The 17,852-nt window shown below is 43.0% G+C and carries 16 protein-coding genes; 11 read left to right on the forward strand and 5 right to left on the reverse strand.

What is annotated here, in order from left to right:
* The first annotated feature begins 77 nt into the window (after positions 1-77).
* From C2M33_RS12255 to C2M33_RS12265, 3 genes are read left to right on the forward strand one after another with little or no spacing between them, the layout of a single operon-like run.
* Positions 78-1,115: an NAD(P)H-dependent flavin oxidoreductase gene (locus C2M33_RS12255; RefSeq protein ID WP_063702167.1), complete on the forward strand. Its 1,038-nt coding sequence runs from the start codon at positions 78-80 to the stop codon at positions 1,113-1,115.
* A complete protein-coding gene (locus C2M33_RS12260; RefSeq protein ID WP_063702170.1) occupies positions 1,112-1,678 on the forward strand; it encodes a Crp/Fnr family transcriptional regulator in 567 nt (188 codons plus the stop codon). Before C2M33_RS12255 ends, C2M33_RS12260 begins: the two co-directional genes overlap by 4 nt.
* Before the next feature lie 49 nt (positions 1,679-1,727).
* A complete protein-coding gene (locus C2M33_RS12265) occupies positions 1,728-2,222 on the forward strand; it encodes a YgjV family protein (RefSeq protein ID WP_063702172.1) in 495 nt (164 codons plus the stop codon).
* A gap of 7 nt (positions 2,223-2,229) precedes the next feature.
* Here the strand turns inward: C2M33_RS12265 and C2M33_RS12270 are convergent, their stop codons facing one another.
* Positions 2,230-2,763, reverse strand: coding sequence for a cytochrome b (locus tag C2M33_RS12270; protein WP_063702174.1), 534 nt, complete (start codon positions 2,761-2,763; stop codon positions 2,230-2,232).
* An 81-nt stretch (positions 2,764-2,844) separates the two neighbouring features.
* Positions 2,845-3,357: an NUDIX hydrolase gene (locus C2M33_RS12275; protein ID WP_063702176.1), complete on the reverse strand. Its 513-nt coding sequence runs from the start codon at positions 3,355-3,357 to the stop codon at positions 2,845-2,847.
* Between the two features lie 216 nt (positions 3,358-3,573).
* Here C2M33_RS12275 and C2M33_RS12280 point away from each other — a divergent pair, with 216 nt between their 5' ends.
* Genes C2M33_RS12280 through C2M33_RS12300 form a run of 5 tightly spaced genes read left to right on the forward strand, consistent with a single transcriptional unit; the run spans position 3,574 to position 9,116 of the window.
* Complete coding sequence (locus C2M33_RS12280; RefSeq protein ID WP_063702178.1) at positions 3,574-4,914, forward strand: sigma-54-dependent transcriptional regulator; 1,341 nt, start codon at positions 3,574-3,576, stop codon at positions 4,912-4,914.
* A gap of 12 nt (positions 4,915-4,926) precedes the next feature.
* A complete protein-coding gene (locus tag C2M33_RS12285) occupies positions 4,927-5,136 on the forward strand; it encodes a hypothetical protein (RefSeq protein ID WP_063702180.1) in 210 nt (69 codons plus the stop codon).
* Positions 5,137-5,158: 22 nt separating this feature from the next.
* Entirely contained in the window at positions 5,159-6,637 is a 1,479-nt protein-coding gene (locus tag C2M33_RS12290; protein ID WP_063702182.1) for a sensor histidine kinase, read from the forward strand.
* Entirely contained in the window at positions 6,637-7,098 is a 462-nt protein-coding gene (locus C2M33_RS12295) for a response regulator (protein WP_062566100.1), read from the forward strand. The genes C2M33_RS12290 and C2M33_RS12295 overlap by 1 nt, the downstream gene beginning before the upstream one ends.
* Before the next feature lie 50 nt (positions 7,099-7,148).
* The gene (locus tag C2M33_RS12300; RefSeq protein WP_105174546.1) at positions 7,149-9,116 is read left to right on the forward strand and encodes a response regulator; all 1,968 of its coding nucleotides are present in this window, start codon (positions 7,149-7,151) and stop codon (positions 9,114-9,116) included.
* Here the strand turns inward: C2M33_RS12300 and C2M33_RS12305 are convergent.
* Genes C2M33_RS12305 through C2M33_RS12315 form a run of 3 tightly spaced genes read right to left on the reverse strand, consistent with a single transcriptional unit; the run spans position 9,103 to position 12,807 of the window.
* Positions 9,103-10,101 carry a LacI family DNA-binding transcriptional regulator gene (locus C2M33_RS12305; protein WP_105174547.1) on the reverse strand — a complete coding sequence of 333 codons (999 nt, stop codon included), beginning with the start codon at positions 10,099-10,101 and terminating at the stop codon, positions 9,103-9,105. The two genes, C2M33_RS12300 and C2M33_RS12305, sit on opposite strands and share 14 nt — an antisense overlap.
* Before the next feature lie 21 nt (positions 10,102-10,122).
* The gene (locus tag C2M33_RS12310) at positions 10,123-11,454 is read right to left on the reverse strand and encodes a glycoside-pentoside-hexuronide (GPH):cation symporter (RefSeq protein WP_063702188.1); all 1,332 of its coding nucleotides are present in this window, start codon (positions 11,452-11,454) and stop codon (positions 10,123-10,125) included.
* 24 nt (positions 11,455-11,478) lie between these two features.
* Positions 11,479-12,807 (reverse strand): GH1 family beta-glucosidase, encoded by a 1,329-nt coding sequence (locus tag C2M33_RS12315; RefSeq protein WP_105174548.1) that lies wholly within the window; start codon positions 12,805-12,807, stop codon positions 11,479-11,481.
* A 327-nt stretch (positions 12,808-13,134) separates the two neighbouring features.
* On the opposite strand from C2M33_RS12315, the gene C2M33_RS12320 reads away from it, so the two are divergent.
* From C2M33_RS12320 to C2M33_RS12330, 3 genes are all read left to right on the forward strand, one after another.
* A complete protein-coding gene (locus C2M33_RS12320; protein WP_105174575.1) occupies positions 13,135-14,298 on the forward strand; it encodes a sugar MFS transporter in 1,164 nt (387 codons plus the stop codon).
* 62 nt (positions 14,299-14,360) lie between these two features.
* Positions 14,361-16,823 (forward strand): glycoside hydrolase family 3 protein, encoded by a 2,463-nt coding sequence (locus C2M33_RS12325; RefSeq protein ID WP_442793148.1) that lies wholly within the window; start codon positions 14,361-14,363, stop codon positions 16,821-16,823.
* Complete coding sequence (locus tag C2M33_RS12330) at positions 16,814-17,851, forward strand: glycoside hydrolase family 16 protein (RefSeq protein ID WP_105174550.1); 1,038 nt, start codon at positions 16,814-16,816, stop codon at positions 17,849-17,851. Before C2M33_RS12325 ends, C2M33_RS12330 begins: the two co-directional genes overlap by 10 nt.
* The last annotated feature ends 1 nt before the right edge of the window (position 17,852 follow it).

The following is a 17,852-nucleotide window of genomic DNA, read 5'->3' on the forward strand; positions in this document are numbered from 1 at the left end:
TTTTTATTTAATCTTAACTAGGCACTCTTTTTTCTGTAAAAACTGCAACAGGCTGCAAAACTTACAAGGAATACGTAATGACAAACTCAGTGTTAAATACCGAACTTGCGATTATTCAAGCACCGATGGCGGGTGTGCAAAATGCCAAGCTGACAGTGGCTGTGTGTGAAGCTGGGGGGCTTGGCTCGTTACCTTGCGCTATGCTCTCGGCTGAGCAGCTTGTCTCAGAGCTTGATTACATTAGTCAGCAGACGGATAAGCCGTTCAATCTTAATTTCTTTTGCCATCAAACACCTGACTATTCACTGGCTCAGCAAACTGCTTGGCATAATGTGCTTACATCTTATTTTGATGAGTTTGCTGTCGATGTCTCACAATTTACCCGTAACGCCTCACGCCAGCCAATTAATCAGCAAGTGATCGATATTATCGCCCCTTATAAGCCTGCTGTTGTGAGCTTTCACTTTGGTCTGCCAAGTAAAGAGATTGTTTCTCAAATAAAAGCATGGGGCGGGGTCGTTCTTTCATCAGCCACAACGTTAGATGAAGCGCGTTGGTTACAAGCAAATGGTGCCGATGCGGTTATCGCACAAGGGATTGAAGCAGGCGGCCACCGCGGTCATTTTTTATCGATGGATTTATCGCTGCAACCAACCACAGCGCAATTGGTGCGAGAGTGTGTAAAGCTTGATATTCCCGTTATTGCAGCTGGTGGAATTTGTACAGCAGAAGATGTAGCACACTATCAAGCATTAGGTGTAGCAGCAGTGCAGGTAGGGAGCGCTTACTTACTTTGTGAAGAAGCGACAACAAGTGCTTTGCATCGTGAAGTATTAAAAACAGTAGCACCAAACTCAACCGAATTGACGACATTGTTTTCTGGCCGCCCGGCACGAGGAATACGCAACAGAGTGATGCAAGAGTTAGGCGCGATGCCAGAGCAAGCGCCGCCTTTTCCGTATGCGTCGATTGCGATGACGGCATTACGTGCAAAAGCAGAGGCTAAAGGTGACAGTGGTTTTTCACCGCTTTGGTGTGGTGAGCGCTTTGTGGTTCGAGAAGGTATAAACGCCAAGCAAATGACGGAATTACTAATGCAAGGTTGGCAATCTTGATAGATACCCAGTTACTTCCGCTCGGTGATAGTTACCATCAACTAGCCTGTGAATTTCGTAACAAGCTTGCTGGGCAATGCGCTATAAAGCGTTACGCTAAAGGTGATGTTTTATTGCAGCAAGGCGACGAACAAGATGCAGGTTACTTAATTATATCTGGGGTGCTTGGGGCATTACATGCATCATCGCAAGGTGCGCAAAAGTGTAAAGAGTTCTACTTTCAAGATGAATTTGCACTGCTATATGGTAACTGGTTAACCAAAACCCCAGCGCTTTACCAGCTCAAAGTGATACGTGATGCTGAGCTTATTAAGGTGCCTTTGGTTTTACTTGATAGTGCTGACTGGCAAGCAATTAAACATCAGTTAGTTAGTCAGCAATTATTGTTTAAAGAAGCAAAAGAAGCGTTTTTATTACTCAATACCCCTGAGCAGCGTTATCAATATTTACTGGAACAAAAACCGCATTGGCTTGAACAACTGAGTTTAACCGAGGTTGCTATGTATTTAGGGATTTCTGCGATTTCTTTATCGCGAATTAGACGGCGTCTTAACTTAAGTTAAGGCGTAGCAAAATAGTGAACATTACACTGCTGATTTTTCAGGAGTTGTTATGTTTATTTTATCTCAGAGCCTAGTTGCCATTGCCACATTACTCGATTTGGCTTCATTTCAGTTTAAACAAAGGCAGGCAATTTTAGCTTGTTTGTTTAGCTCGGTTTTACTGACATCTGTGCACTTTATGCTGCTCGATAACTTCAGCGCTGCATGTTTAATGCTGATTGCAGCACTACGTTATGGCTATTGTATTTTTGCCCGCAAAACCTGGGTGATGATAGCTTTTATGCTTTTGAGTATTAGCGCAGTACTACTTACTTGGCAAAGCTGGATTAGCTTTATCGCGCTGTCGGCAACGTTACTGCAAACTTATGCTTCATTCCAAGGCAAAGATTTTACCTTACGCATACTGATGATTGTTGGCACGATTGGTTGGATAGTCCATAACATTTTGGTTTTTTCACCACTAGCAGTGGTAATGGAAACGGTGTTTTTAATAAGTAATTTAGTGGGCTTATGGCGCTTTTATGCTCATCCTAAGCCCGCTTAAATTTGATTTAAGACTTACCTAGCATGCGGCTCAACATGCCATCTTTATCAACAAACTGGTGTTTAAGTGCAGCAGCAATGTGTAAGGCTAAAATCACCACGATAATAAGCACTGAACTGTGGTGTACAAAGCTGCCTGCATCAGCAAGCCAAGGTGTTTTCTCTGGTGCGCTCAATAGCTCAAACTCAAAGAAGCTAATTGCACGACCGCCCGCATAGCTCATGATAAAGCCAGAAAGCGGCATAGCTAGGGTCGCAAGTAACAATAAGCCATGAGTGAGGTGAGCAACTGCTGTTTGCCATTTAGGCATTGCAGATGTTGCAGGTAATGCGCCTTCTTTAATACGCCAAATGAGTCTTGCAATGGCAAAAACCAATACCACTAAGCCCATTGATTTATGCCAACCCATATAGGTAAATTTAGCGGGGGGCTCGGCAAAATCAGCAACATAAATGCCCATCGCAAATACGCCGATAAACAAAATGGCAACGGTCCAATGTAACAGGATGGTTGGTTTTGAAAGGGCAGCTACTTTACTCATGGTTTACTCTTATAATTGGCTTTAATTATAAGTATAGACTGCCACAATGGCTGAGGGTTGCGTAAAGTAATGTAAAGTAACTTAAAGAGTGTCAGCAATCAGCTTTAATAAAAACGTTTCGCGCTGAATCGATAGGCCCTGTTTCTCACTCATTGCCATGGTGGTTTCGTTATGTGCAATGGCATCAAAAATATTCACCCACTTAGGGTGCATACCATTTTGCACTTCGTAGTGCTCCATTTTTGGGTCTGCAAATTCATCACTAATTTCACAGAAGTAGCAATAGGATTTGATATGAACACAATCAAAGTCGTCTTTATACCAAGGCCTAACTTCTTCGTATAATCCTAGTGGCTGCTTTATTTGAATTTGTTGTGCGCCTGTTTCTTCATGTAACTCTCGTAGAAGCCCTTGCTCAATGCTTTCGCCTTCATCAACGCCACCACCAGGTAGGCTGTAGTCATCATAACGGGCGGTGTATAAAAGTAGTATTTGTTCACCTTTTAAAACAATGGCGCGGGCAGTGTTACGAATAAACACCGTGCCATAGTCATTACTTAAACTTGGGTGAACTACTTTTCTTAATAACTTCATAGGATTACAACTTTAAATTAATGCAAGTACAGCTTAGCTTAATATTGAACGTGCCATAATAACTTTTTTTTCGCATTTAATTCATTATGCTTACCCCAAATTGAAACTAATAAGGTAATATAACTGGAATTAAGAACTATTTAGGTATCTAGCGCATATAGTTTTCATTTCAATATAACTGTGCGTAAAATGATTAAAAAAGCTTAGGGAATGAATATGTTAAACGTACTTTTGGTTGATGATGACAGTGAATTTAGTGATGTAGTTTGTCACATTGTTGAGTTCCTCGGGCACAATATAAATACTGCAGCGAACCTTGCTGAAGCGGAGCAATGGTTTGAAAACAATACGTTTGATCATGTCTTTTTAGATTTTATGTTGCCAGATGGCAGCGGCCTTCATTTACTTGAGCACTTAAAAGCAATCGGTCAATCGCCTCGTGTTACGTTAATTTCAGGTCACCCTTCAGTAAAAGGTAAGCTGGCTGAAATGTGTGAGCCAAATGTCGGCCATCTAGTTAAGCCACTGCAACGTGAAGACATTGAGCGTGTACTTAACCCTAAAAAAGCAGCCCCTAAGAAAAAAGCAACGCCAGCAATAAAGCGCCACTTCGGCACTCTAATAGGTGAATCTGAAGTGATGCAAAAGCTTTACACTATGATTGAACGCGTCGCTGCCACTTCTGCTAATGTGATGTTGATGGGTGAAAGTGGTGCAGGTAAAGAAGTGGTGGCGCAGGCGATTCATAATGCGACTGACTGTGATGGTCCGTTAGTAGCAACTAACTGTGGTGCATTTTCAAAAGAGCTGATTGGTAGCGAGCTTTTTGGCCATGAAAAGGGCGCATTTACAGGTGCGATTGCTCGTAAAGAGGGGGTGTTTGAGCAAGCTGCTGGTGGTACTTTATTTTTAGATGAAGTGACCGAAATGCCAATTGATATGCAGCCAAATTTACTGCGTGTGCTTGAAAGCAAAAAAGTAACTCGAGTGGGTGGCACCAAAGAGCAAGCAGTGAATTGCCGTGTTATTTCTGCAACAAATCGCACCTTGACCGACCTTGCGCAAAACAATGTTATACGTGAAGACATTTACTTTCGTTTAGCGGTATTCCCCATTGATATTCCACCGCTTCGTGAGCGCAAAGAAGATATTCCACTGCTTGCCAATGCCTTTTTAGAGCAGCTTAATGAAGAAAACGGCACTGACTTTAAATGGCAAGCGGCGCAAATCAAAGAGCTTGAGGCCCATGATTGGCCGGGTAACGTACGTGAGCTTCGTCACGCTATTCACCGTGCTTTTATTATGAGTGACCCGAAAGGCTCCGTTATTACATTACCTGATTCATTAGAGTCGCCATTTTCTAAAGTGAATAAAGAGAGTCAAGCAAACCAAGTTGTTGCTGGGCAAACTATTGAAGAAGTTGAAAAAGAATTGATCCACGCGACCTTAGACAAAGTACAAGGTAATAAGACGATTGCAGCACAAATGCTGGGGATCAGTACTAAAACACTTTATAACCGTTTAAATGCTTATGGAGGCATTGGCGAATACAAATAACAAAGGATAACTATGAATAATAACGAGTCTTTACGAAAAATGGTGCATGATGCACGTGCGCCACTAAACCGTATTTCGATGAATGCTGAGTTAGTTAAGCTCGTATTAGAAAATGATATGCCAAAACAAAAAGCACTTGAGGCATTGAATAAAATTATTGCTAATTGTCAGCAGTGTAGTGAGCACTTACAGGAAATAAGCGACGCTCACGCAGCTGATTAAGCACTCATAGATTGAGAAGTAAATGCAAAAACAAAAAGGAAAAATAGCAGTCAGTTGGGCTGGCTTTATTGCCGTGGTGCTTTGTATTGTGGTGGCTAATGCGTTTTTAGCCCTTAATAGCATTCGCTCACTCACTGAAACACAAAGTAGCCTTGATAATACCAACTCACTCAACACTGCGATTGAGCGTTTGCACTTATCTGTGGTGCAAGCTGAGTCTGGTCAGCGTGGTTATCTATTAACCGATCGTAAAGACTATTTACTCCCTTACAATGATGCGATTGCGTCGATGCAAGCGCAAATCATGCTTGTGAAAAGTTTGCATTCAGAAATACCCGGTCAGGCAGACCGCATTGCGCGGTTAATTTATCTAGTAAACGACAAAGTGGCGGTGATGACTAAAACCACCGATCTGGCCCTTGCAAATAAAGATCTTAAAGCACGCCAACTGTTGCTAACAGACCAAGGCCGCGAATTATATAAAGACATTCGTGTAGCGGTTGATGAAATTCAAATGCGTGAGCTTAACTTTAAAATCGAGCAGTTTGCGAAGCTGTCGCAAATTAAAAACGAAGCAAAGCTCACATTTTTGATAACCGCTGTGACCAGTACCTTATTGATTATTGGTATGTTTGTGTTAACTCGTATTAACCTACGCAACCAAACTAAGTACAGGGCAGAGCTTGAACAACAAAACGAGAACTTGGCGGCAAAAGTCGCAGAGCGCACGCAAGAGCTAACCATCTATTCTGACGAACTAAGCCGCTCTAACAGAGAGCTTGAAGACTTTGCTTTTGTTGCAAGTCATGATTTACAAGAGCCACTGCGTAAGATCCAAGCTTTCAGTGACCGCCTTGAAAAGATGTTTAAAGATGAACTCGGTGAAAAAGGTATCGACTATATTAGCCGGATGAAAAATGCGGCGCAGCGTATGTCTAATTTAATCAATGACCTGCTTGAGTTCTCTCGCGTAACCACCCGGGGTAAAGATTTTACTGATACTGATTTAAATGAAGTTGTTGCAGAAGTTCTTGATGATCTTGAAATTGCGATAAAAGAATCTGAAACCACAGTTAACCTTGATACTTTACCGCACATTCAAGCCGATCCAAGCCAAATGCTGCAATTGTTCTTAAATATTCTTTCTAATGCGGTGAAGTTTAGACGTGAGAATGTTGCGCCTGTGATTGATATTGCATACCAACGAACGTCAGAATTTAGCGAAACTCACAATAGCGATGTGGAGTGGGAAGTTATTACAATTTCAGATAACGGCATCGGCTTTTCTGAAGAGTATCTCGAAAAAATATTTGTTCCGTTTCAGCGATTGCATGGTCGTTCTCAATATAAAGGCACAGGCATAGGTTTATCGGTTTGTCGCCGTATTGTTGAGCGTCACGGCGGAGAAATAACCGCAAGCAGTCGCGTTGGTGAGGGGGCAAGTTTCACTATTAAATTACCCGTGGAAGCATCGCTTTTCACATTACAAGGAGAGGCGTAATGCCACTTAATAAAGTTAAACCAATTACCATTTTAATGGCTGATGACGACGAAGATGATCGTTTATTAACCCAAGACGCATTGGCCGAAAGCCGTGTATTGAACGAGCTGTTTTTTGTTGAAGACGGTGTAGAACTGCTTGAATACCTTGAGCGTAAAGGCAAATTTAGTGAAAAAGAAAACTCGCCTCGTCCGGGCTTGATTTTACTCGATTTAAATATGCCGCGTATGGATGGTCGAGAAGCTTTACAAGCCATCAAAGCCAACCCTAACTTGAAGGGCATACCGGTTGTGATTTTAACCACATCAAAACAAGAAGAAGATATGGTTAAAGGCTACGACTTGGGCGCTGCATCATACATCACTAAACCGGTTACTTTTGAAGGTTTAGTTGAGTTAATGCAAACACTAGGGAAATACTGGGTAGAGTTTGTAGAGCTGCCAACATCACAGAACGATTAAGTCCAATTCGCATAAATACTTAATTAAGCAAATTGGAATAAGGAATAAGAATGTTAGACAAGGTAACCCGATTACTCTTAGTAGAAGACGACGAAGACGATTATATTCTTACTTGCGACTACCTAGACCAATTAGGTTCCCATACATTCGATGTTGAGTGGTTAAGTTGCCCTGAAGAGGCCATTAGTGAGCTTAGCGAAAACAAACATGATATTTGTTTGTTAGATTATCGCTTAGGCGCATCAGATGGCCTCGAAGTATTAAAACGGGCTGTGGCAAATGGCTTTCGCGGCCCGATTATCATGCTAACCGGGCAATCAGATGAAGCTCTCGATTCTGCAGCGCTCGATGCCGGTGCGGTTGATTATCTGGTTAAAAGCGAGATGAACTCTAGCCGCTTTGCCCGTGCTATACGCTACGCTTTAGCTCGCCGAGATGTTGAAGATGAGCGTGTTGAGCGTTTAAAAGCAGAAGCTGAAAACCGCTCTAAAGACCGCTTTTTGGCCCATTTGAGTCATGAGTTACGCACACCTCTGTCTTCTATCTTGGGTTACACAGAGTTACTCATGCAAAGTGATAAAAATCAGCATGCTCAAAATGAGTTGGGTGTGATTTACCGAAATGGTAAACATTTACTGAGTTTGCTTAATGATGTGCTCGACCTATCAAAGATTGCTGCCGATAAACTGGAGCTCAATTGCAGTGATGTTAACTTAGATAGCCTAATGGCTGACGTTTATACCTTAATGCGCGTTTCTGCGCTTGATAAAGGCTTAACACTTAAATTTGAGTCACAGCAAGCCTTGCCTTTAGTTATAAACACAGACGCTACACGGTTACGCCAAATCCTCATTAACATTATTAATAATGCAATTAAGTTTACCAACCAAGGCGAGATCACCGTGCGTGCTTGGACTGCTTGGGTTAATGAACGAGAAATGCTGTTTTTTAGTATTAAAGACACAGGCCTTGGTATTCCAGCTGAAAAACAAGCACTGATCTTTAAACCATTTGAACAAATTGCTGATGTAGAATCACGAGATGTCGGTGGAGCAGGGTTGGGGCTTGCTATTTGTTCAGAGTTACTTAGTCGTATGCAAGGTTCTATTGAACTTGAATCAACGCAAGGCGTGGGCTCTGAATTTACCCTTTCGATTTACCCTGGCAATATTCGAGATATTGAACGCCAAGTGCTGCGCTTTGATTCAAACCCCGATTGCCAGCAAAAACTAGCAACGTTAAAAACCACTGGGCGAGTGTTGGTGGTCGACGACCTAAAAGATTTACGTAATCTCGTTGGCCATATGATCACCAGCACTGGCGCAGAAGTGGATTATGCCGAGCACGGTAAACAAGCAATTGAAAAAGTAGCTAATGCAGAGCAAGCGGGTAAGCCTTTTGATATTGTATTTATTGATTTGCATATGCCGGTTATGGGCGGCAAAGAAGCCACTATTGAGCTTCGTAAAATGGGTTATCAAGGACCAATCATCGCGCTTACAGCTGCCACCATGAAAGGGGTGAAAACTGAGTTAAGCGCGCTTGGCTTTAACGATATGATTGCCAAGCCGGTTGATTCTGGGCTGCTTTACCAAGTGCTCAATCATTATGTTTGCGAAGGCAATACTGCACCTGTGGTTGAGCAAGACGACAGCCCTGAAATGACAATACAAAGTACACGTTATTTACTGGTCGAAGACGACAGTGATGCGGCGCAAATCACTCAGTTATTGCTTGAAAGCTTAGGTGTTGAAACTGTTATAGCGCCAAGTTGTGCTGCATGTCTTGCGACGCTGAGTGACGATCAAAATTTTGCTAAAGTATTACTGGATATGCATTTGCCTGATGGTGGAGGGCTTGATTTAGCCCAGCAGATAAAACAGCGCCACCCCGACTTAAAGTTAGTCATTGTTAGTGGCGCCGAGCCAGAACCAGAAAAAATCAAGCAACTTGAGATTGAGCAAGTGCTGTTAAAGCCGATTAATCTTGGTTTGTTATCTGAGCTTATTGGCGGCTAATTGAATGCCTAATAACAAGTTCAGGTTCAAATAGCGTTTGTAGCGGTGGTGTTTGTTTTTGATAAACATGGCTTAACACCCAATCTGCTGCCATGCGGCCCATTTCATTTATTGGATAATTAACAGTGCTCAATTGTGGGTAAACGTGACGGGTGAAAAACACGTTATCGTAACCCATAATCGACAATTGCTTAGGTAAAGTTAGCCCTAAATCACGCGCGCTTGCCATGGCACCCACTGCCATTTCATCATTGGCACAGATAAGCGCCGTGAATGGATGCGTTTGTTGATGCAGCGCCTTTAACCCTTCATAACCGCTCGCTTCCATGAAATCACCTTGGAATAAGAGGTTTTCATCAAACTCAAGATTAAACTCAGCCAGTGCTTGCTTATGACCTTCTAGGCGGTCTTTGGCATCTTGCTTCCATAGCGGCCCGCTGATGTAGGCAATATTTTTATGACCTTGCTCTAACACATGTTTCGCCGCTAAATAGCCACCTTTGATGTTGTTAAGCAAAATACAGCGGTCACTGAGTTCGCTGATATAGCGGTTGATCAAAACAAACGGCGTGCGACCTTTACTGAGCTTAATAAGGTAGTCGTCGCTTACTGCTTCAACATGCAAAATAAGGCCATCGCAGTTACGGCTAATTAAAAATTCAATCCCTTGTTTTTCGCGTTCTTCATCACTGTGACCTGCAGCAATAATCAGATGTTTGCCTTGATTACGAAAGGTATTTTCAATGCCGCTCATCATAGGCCCGTAAAACGGACCTTGTAATTCAGAGACCAGTAGGCCAACACTGTTCGAGCAATTTGATGCCAATGACTGGGCAATAGAGTTAGGTCGATAGCCAAGCTCATCCATTGCGGCAGTGACTTTTTTACGCGTTGCATCGCTGACATTTGCATTGTTGTTCATTACTCGTGAAACGGTTGCAAGAGAAACCCCTGCAAGTTTCGACACCTCGTAAATGGTGGCCATGTTATTCCTTTTTAAACAAAGTTATGGATGCTGCTTTAACGATAAATCGGCACTGATCTGCTCAACCGTTTGATTATCAAGAATATACCTTTTCATGATAAATGCGACAAGCATACTACCTATTGCTGGATAAAGGGTAAATGAAATTAAGATACCCGAAAGCGTGTGTTCACTGAGTTCGGTATTGGCTTCATAGCCATAAAATGCCAGTAACCAACCTGCAATGGCACCGCCAAGGGCAAGACCAAGCTTAATGAAAAAGACCACGCTTGCGTAGACTAGGCCTGTTAGCCTTTCACCGGTTTTCCACTGCCCGTAATCTATGGTGTCGGCCATTTTTGCCCACAGTAACGGGGTTGCCATTTGCGTGAAGAAACACCATAAAAAGTACACCGCAAAGGCAAGTATCAGCTGTTCGCCCGGCAACCAAAATGCCACGCAACTAATTGCCGCAGAAATATATTGCAAACGAATATAGGCGGTTTTCTTATCAACACGTTTGCTGAGTGGGTTTGCACAGGCGCAGCCCAAAATATTACCTATCATGCCGATGGTAACAAAGTAGGTGACCAGCTCAGCTTCACCAAGCACATATTTTACATAGTAAATGGCAAGGGTGGTGCGTAGTACCATACTGGTTAACAGCATAAATGCGGCAAAGCACAATACTTTAAATGGGCCATTTTGCCATAGCGTATTCATGCGGGTTTTCCAGCTCAACGATGAGCTGTTATGAGCAGCTACGCGCTCTTTGGTAAAGCGAAAACAAATTAGAAATAAGATCACACCTAAGCCGCTCATCAGGGCCATAGTGAGTTGGTAGCCCGTAGCGTTATCACCTTTGCCAAGCCAGTTTACCAAAGGCAAAGTACAGGCACTGACAATTAAGCCGCCCAGCATACCAAACACAAAGCGATAAGATTGAATGGATACTCGCTCTTTCGGGTCGCCACTTAATACCCCACCTAAGGCTGAGTAAGGAATATTGATCGCGGTGTAAACCAGCATTAGCAAAGTGTAAGTGACAAACGCGTAAATGACTTTGCCTGATTCAGGCAGGTCTGGCGTGGTGAAGGTGATCATGCTGATCACCCCAAATGGTAAAGCAAGCCAGAGTAAGTAGGGACGATAGCTTCCCCACTTAGTGCGGGTTGAATCGGTTAAGGCTCCCATTAATGGGTCGGTAATTGCATCAACGACTCTCACCACCAAAAACAAGGTGCCAACAATCGCGGGTGAAATACCAAAGATATCAGTATAGAAAAAAGTTAAAAATAACATCACCGTTTGAAAGATGATATTACTTGCTGTGTCGCCTAATCCGTAGGCTATTTTTTCTCTTTTTGTCAGCATGTGTGTTCTCGATTGTTGTTATTTTTATCGCTGTTTGAGCAGCGCGCGATATTGTTTTGCGCTTTCTTTTAAAATGCGTTGTTGGCTTTGATAATCAATGTAAACTAACCCAAAGCGCTTTTCGTAGCCATACGCCCATTCAAAGTTGTCCATTAAGCTCCACGCAAAGTAGCCTTGAATATCAACACCTTGACGAATTGCATCACATACCGCATTTAAGTGAGTGTGATAATAATCTACGCGTTCTATGTCGTTCACTTCACCATTTTCTAGCGTATCGGCCATGGCTGCGCCATTTTCAGTAATATACATTTTTGGTAAATCATATTGCTGATGAAGTGATACTAAAAGCTCTGTTAAACCTTGTGGGTAAACTTCCCAGCCCATATCGGTAACACGAACATCAGTAAGGCTTGCTTCTTCAAACCAGCCATCAGCAGTATTTTTGTAGTGTATGCGGGTATAATAGTTAACGCCAATAAAGTCGACGGCTTGACTAATAATCGCCATATCGTCAGCAATAATAGTTGGTTTAACTTCATCTGCTAAATCATTCAGTAAAGAAGGGTAAGCACCCTCTAAAACCGCTTTGATATACCATTGATTATGATATTGATCGGCAAGTTCTGCGGCTTTTTTATCATCGGCTGTTAAAGGATACGTTGGGCTGAAGTTTAATACGATACCCGCTTCTGTGTCTGGGCAGTTTTTACGTAATACTTGCATAGCAAGGCCGTGGGCGAGTAGTAAGTGGTGCGCTGCTTGTCGGCCAGCTTGTTGTGATTTTATGCCAGGTGCATGTACACCCACTTCATAACCTAAGTAGGCGCTACAAAATGGTTCGTTCAAGGTGGCGAATGAATCAACCAAATGGCCTAAATGTTGAGTAACAAGTTCGGTATATTCTTTAAATTTATAGGCTGTATCGCGGTTTAACCAACCGCCATTATCTTCAAGGTATTGAGGTAAATCCCAGTGATATAAGGTGACATAGGTCTTAATGTTACGTGCTTTTAACGCCGATAATAGCTGGGCATAAAACGCCATACCTTGCTCGTTAACCGAGCCATCTTGCAGCATGACCCTTGGCCACGAAATTGATAAGCGGTAAGCATCGACAGCCAAATCTGCAATCATCTCGACATCTTGCTGCCAACGCGCAACATGGTCACAAGCTATATCGCCATGGCTTTGGTCTGCAATAGCGCCAGGCTTTTCGCAAAATGTATCCCAGATACAATCGAGGCGTTTATCGCGTGCCCCTTCAATCTGGAATGAGGCTGTTGCCACACCAAACGTGAACTCGGGCTTGAGTAAAGATGAATCTGGTAACAGTGAAATTGATTTATACACAGTTGATACTCGTCCTTCGGGTTAAGTGTAAGGCTTGGCTAATTAGAGCTTAAACTCGACTGTAAGCGCTTACAATTTTTCTGCAAATAAATTGCTAAATATGATTTATATGTTATAAATGTAAGCGCTTACATTTAATGTTGCAACATATTTCGCTATTTGTTGTTAGTGATTAAGTACCAAACGTTGCTGTAACAAACTGATAAATATAATTAACTAGAGAAGAAAAATTATGGCTCATGTTTCAACCCCTGTGTCGGCTGCTGCAAGCCAAGCAGATATGCCTAAGCAGCACTTTGCGTGGCATCATTGACCACATTATTTTTTATGTGGGGATTCATCACCTGTCTGAATGACATTTTAATCCCTTATTTAAAAGGTATGTTTTCACTTAACTATACGCAGGCTATGCTCATTCAATTTTGCTTCTTTGGTGCGTATTTTGTGATGTCGATTCCCGCAGGTAAGTTGGTCAGTCGTATTGGCTACCAATTTGGTATTGTGGTTGGTTTAGTGGTTGCAGCCGTTGGGTGTGCACTGTTTTACCCCGCTGCAGTTGCCCATGTGTATGAGTTATTTTTATTGGCTTTGTTTGTTCTTGCTTCGGGTATCACGATTTTGCAAGTATCAGCCAATCCTTATGTAAGTGTTCTTGGTCCACAAAAAACAGCGTCTTCGCGTTTGACTATGACGCAAGCTTTTAATTCTTTAGGAACAACAGTTGCGCCAATTTTTGGTGGCTGGTTAATTCTATCTGAAATTAGCCAAGCTACTGCAGAACAAGTGAAACTGCCTTATTTAATGTTGTCGTTAAGCTTGTTGGTACTTGCGGTTATCTTTGCGTTTTTAAAACTGCCAAAACTAGGTAAAGAAAGTGATAGCGAAGCGGCACATCAAGATTTAGAAGACTTTGTTGATTTAGGCAGTGTTTGGCGCTATCGCCACCTTATTTTAGGCGCTGTTGGTATTTTTGTGTATGTGGGTGCAGAAGTGGCAATAGGTAGCTTTTTAGTCGGCTTTTTGACCCTAGATAACATTGCGGGCCTCGCTGAAAAAGAAGCCGCTCATTACATTAGTTACTACTTTGCAGGTGCTATGGTTGGCCGCTTTATTGGCGCTGCTGTAATGCAAAAATTTAATGCTGGTAAGGTGTTAGCATGCCATGCCTTATTGGCTGTACTGCTGGTTGTGATTGCTATGACAGGTGAGGGTAGCCTTGCTATGTGGGCAATTTTACTTGTGGGTTTATGTAACTCGATTATGTTCCCAACCATTTTCAGCCTTGCTTTACACGGCCTTGGTAAATACACCTCAAAAGGCTCTGGCATTTTATGTTTAGCGATTGTAGGTGGGGCAATTATCCCATTACTACAAGGTGTGTTAGCCGATTCTGTTGGCGTACAAATGGCGTTGTTTTTACCTATCGCCTGTTATTTATATATTACTTACTTTGCGCTGGTTGGCTCAAAAGTATCGACTCAGACTTCATAGGTGCAAAAATGAAATTGAAAAAAACATTCACTCTCTGTTCGTTAATGATGGCAAGCGTCAGCATGCTAGGTTGTACTGGGCAAGATAAGGTGACCAACGTGAACGCTGAGCAAGAAATTTGGCCAAACATTGAAACGGGTATTGCTGCAAACCCAGAAATGGAAGCAAAGATTGCTAAAATGCTGGCAAATATGACCCTTGAGCAAAAAGTTGCGCAAATGATCCAGCCAGAAATTCGCGATATTACCGTTGAAGATATGCGTAAATATGGCTTTGGTTCCTACCTCAATGGTGGTGGTGCATTCCCAAATAATGATAAACATGCCAGTGCCGCAGATTGGATTGAGCTTGCTGAGAAAATGTATCAAGCCTCAATTGATGACTCGCTTGATGGCAGCTCAATTCCGACAATGTGGGGTACTGATGCCGTGCATGGTCACAATAATGTTATTGGTGCGACATTATTTCCACATAACATTGGTTTAGGTGCAACAAACAACCCAGAGTTAATCGAAAAAATTGCAGCTGCTACCGCGCAAGAAGTGATGGTAACCGGCATCGACTGGGTGTTCGCACCAACAGTCGCAGTTGTTCGTGACGACCGTTGGGGTCGTACTTATGAAGGCTATTCTGAAGACCCTGAAATTGTGAAAGCATACTCGGCAGCCATTGTTAAAGGGTTACAAGGTGCGGTTGATGAAGACTTTTTATCTGATAAGCGCGTGATAAGTACCGTGAAACACTTTTTAGGTGATGGCGGTACTGAAGGCGGTGATGACCAAGGTAATAACACGGCATCTGAGCAAGAATTATTTGATATTCATGCGCAAGGTTATGTTGGTGGGTTAGGTGCGGGTGCTCAGACCGTAATGGCGTCATTCAACAGCTGGAACGGTGAAAAAATTCACGGCAGCAAATACCTACTTACCGATGTACTTAAAGGCAAAATGGGCTTTGATGGTTTTGTTGTTGGTGACTGGAACGGCCACGGTCAAATTCCGGGTTGTACTAATGGCAACTGTGCGCAAGCAGCAAATGCCGGTCTTGATGTGTACATGGTACCGACAGATGCATGGAAACCACTTTACGAAAACCTTATTAAGCAAGTTAAAAGTGGCGAAATTGCACAAAGTCGCATCGATGATGCAGTAACGCGTATCTTACGTGTAAAAATGCGCGCAGGTTTGTTTGATAAGCCAAGCCCTGCTAAGCGTCCGCTTTCTGGTAAAACAGAGATCATTGGTAGTGCAGAACATCGCGCAGTTGCAAAACAAGCAGTCCGTGAATCACTGGTACTACTGAAAAATAAACAACAGTTGTTACCGCTATCAGCAAATTCAAACGTATTAGTTGCCGGTCAAGGCGCTGATAACATCGGTATGCAGTCAGGTGGTTGGACAATCACATGGCAAGGCACAGGTAACGAGAATAGTGACTTCCCGGGTGGTTCTTCAATTTTTGATGGCATCAAAAATACAGTTGAGCAAGCAGGTGGTCAGGTTCAATACAATGTGAATGGCGAATTTGAATCTAAGCCAGATGTCGCGATTGTGGTGTTTGGTGAGCAACCTTATGCGGAAGGTAATGGTGATTTAGATAACCTTGAATACCAACGCGGTAATAAAACTGATTTAGCTCTGCTTAAAAAGCTAAAAGATGCCGGCATTCCTGTGGTGTCGCTATTTATTAGTGGTCGCCCAATGTGGGTGAATGCAGAGCTGAATGCCAGTGATGCGTTTGTCGCAACTTGGTTACCAGGCAGTGAAGGTGATGCAATCAGCGATGTCATCTTTAAAAAGCAAGATGGCTCTATCAATCATGACTTTAAAGGTAAGTTATCGTTCTCATGGCCAAATAACCCGGTAGGTAACCAAAACCGTGGTGATAAAGATTACGCGCCATTATTGCCTTATGGCTTTGGTTTAACTTACCAAGATAAAAACACGTTAGAGGATGACCTTAGCGAAAAATCACAAGTCGCGGCTAAATTAGAAGACTTAGTATTATTTGAACGTGCCGTAAAAGCACCGTGGTCACTGCAACTACAAAGTGGTTCTGAGCTACAAGCCATGACCAGTAGCCGTGCAGCACTTAACGCTGTTAGCGTAAAAACCTTTGATAAAGACGTACAAGAAGATGCGCGCGCAATCAGCTTTAATGGTAAAGAAGCGGCTGCGGTTCGTTTAATGGCGGCGTTCCCATCGGATTTACGTTCATACGTTGAAAAAGCGGGTCAACTGCAAATGCAAATTAAGGTAGATCAAGCTGCTGATGCGCCGCTAATGCTGGGTATGCAATGTGGTGAAAACTGTGATGGCCAATTTGATATTAGCAAACAGGTTAAAGCAGCAAATGATTGGCAAACGCTAACCGTAGATTTGAGCTGCTTTGCAGAGCAAGGTGTGCAGCTTGGGCAAGTATTCTCGCCTTGGCAATTAGCCACTGAAGGTGCATGGCAAGTCTCAATTGCTAAACTATCAGTAACGAGTGCGCACACCGAGGACGCAACAGTCTCATGTCAGTAAAATCGTATGCTGTTATTTTGCTAACAGGTGCGCTTAGTGCCTGTCAGCAAACTCCAGCGCCTGTCAAAGCCAGCCTAGGAGAAGGCTGGCAGTTAGTTTGGCAAGACGAATTTTCGCAAAATGATCTCGACTTAACTAAGTGGCAACACGAAGTAAATTGTCGAGGTGGTGGTAATGATGAGCTGCAATGTTATACCGCGCGTAGCGAAAACAGTTTTGTTAAAGATGGCCTATTGCATATTGTTGCTCGCCAAGAGCAATACACTGGGCCATTGCATAATAGCGATGAAGTGAGTAGCGATGCTGAGCGAGAAAAACAAGCGACTCAGCCGTTTACTTCTGCTCGTTTACGCACTAAAAACTTAGCTGATTGGCGATTTGGCCGGTTTGAAATTCGCGCTAAATTGCCAGCAGGGCAAGGCGCGTGGCCAGCAATTTGGATGTTACCGACTGATTGGCGTTATGGTCGCTGGGCATCATCAGGCGAAATAGACATCATGGAAGCAGTTAATTTAAAGACTCTCACTGATGACAAAACAGCGCCAGCTGGCAGCCTTGAAACGCGCGTACACGGCACCTTGCATTACGGTGGTCCTGCACCCAAAAATGTTTACAGCGGTTCGCCGTACCGTTTCAGCGAAGCTAATAACCCGGCTGATAACTTTCATGTGTATGCCCTTGAATGGCAACAAGATGAAATTCGTTGGTATGTTGATGATGTTCACTATGCGACATTTCGCCACGACCAGTGGTATTCAACATCACAACAACAAGACGGCTCGTTTATAGAAAATACCGGCTTTGCTCCGTTTGATCAGCGTTTTCATTTACTGCTTAACTTTGCAGTAGGCGGAAACTGGCCAGCAAATGTGAATGATAAAGGCGTTGATTTTGCCGGTTATCCTAAGCAAATGCTGGTGGATTATGTACGTGTTTTTCAATGTAGTAAAAATAGTGAAACAGGTATCGGCTGTGCAACAAAGCAGCCATCAGCAGTACAAATAAAGGGTAAGACCAATCCGCAATAGT

This window comes from Pseudoalteromonas sp. T1lg122 (assembly GCF_002964825.1).
Lineage (GTDB): Bacteria > Pseudomonadota > Gammaproteobacteria > Enterobacterales > Alteromonadaceae > Pseudoalteromonas > Pseudoalteromonas gelatinilytica.

Bases quoted from the DNA above. Each gene is read 5' to 3' on its own strand.
- C2M33_RS12320 (WP_105174575.1), top strand. From the start codon at position 13,135: ATGTGGGGATTCATCACCTGTCTGAATGACATTTTAATCCCTTATTTA.
- C2M33_RS12305 (WP_105174547.1), bottom strand. From the start codon at position 10,101: ATGGCCACCATTTACGAGGTGTCGAAACTTGCAGGGGTTTCTCTTGCA.
- C2M33_RS12275 (WP_063702176.1), bottom strand. From the start codon at position 3,357: ATGAAGTTATTAAGAAAAGTAGTTCACCCAAGTTTAAGTAATGACTAT.
- C2M33_RS12285 (WP_063702180.1), top strand. From the start codon at position 4,927: ATGAATAATAACGAGTCTTTACGAAAAATGGTGCATGATGCACGTGCG.
- C2M33_RS12255 (WP_063702167.1), top strand. From the start codon at position 78: ATGACAAACTCAGTGTTAAATACCGAACTTGCGATTATTCAAGCACCG.
- C2M33_RS12325 (WP_442793148.1), top strand. From the start codon at position 14,361: ATGCTAGGTTGTACTGGGCAAGATAAGGTGACCAACGTGAACGCTGAG.
- C2M33_RS12290 (WP_063702182.1), top strand. From the start codon at position 5,159: ATGCAAAAACAAAAAGGAAAAATAGCAGTCAGTTGGGCTGGCTTTATT.
- C2M33_RS12300 (WP_105174546.1), top strand. From the start codon at position 7,149: ATGTTAGACAAGGTAACCCGATTACTCTTAGTAGAAGACGACGAAGAC.
- C2M33_RS12280 (WP_063702178.1), top strand. From the start codon at position 3,574: ATGTTAAACGTACTTTTGGTTGATGATGACAGTGAATTTAGTGATGTA.
- C2M33_RS12270 (WP_063702174.1), bottom strand. From the start codon at position 2,763: ATGAGTAAAGTAGCTGCCCTTTCAAAACCAACCATCCTGTTACATTGG.
- C2M33_RS12310 (WP_063702188.1), bottom strand. From the start codon at position 11,454: ATGCTGACAAAAAGAGAAAAAATAGCCTACGGATTAGGCGACACAGCA.
- C2M33_RS12330 (WP_105174550.1), top strand. From the start codon at position 16,814: ATGTCAGTAAAATCGTATGCTGTTATTTTGCTAACAGGTGCGCTTAGT.
- C2M33_RS12265 (WP_063702172.1), top strand. From the start codon at position 1,728: ATGTTTATTTTATCTCAGAGCCTAGTTGCCATTGCCACATTACTCGAT.
- C2M33_RS12295 (WP_062566100.1), top strand. From the start codon at position 6,637: ATGCCACTTAATAAAGTTAAACCAATTACCATTTTAATGGCTGATGAC.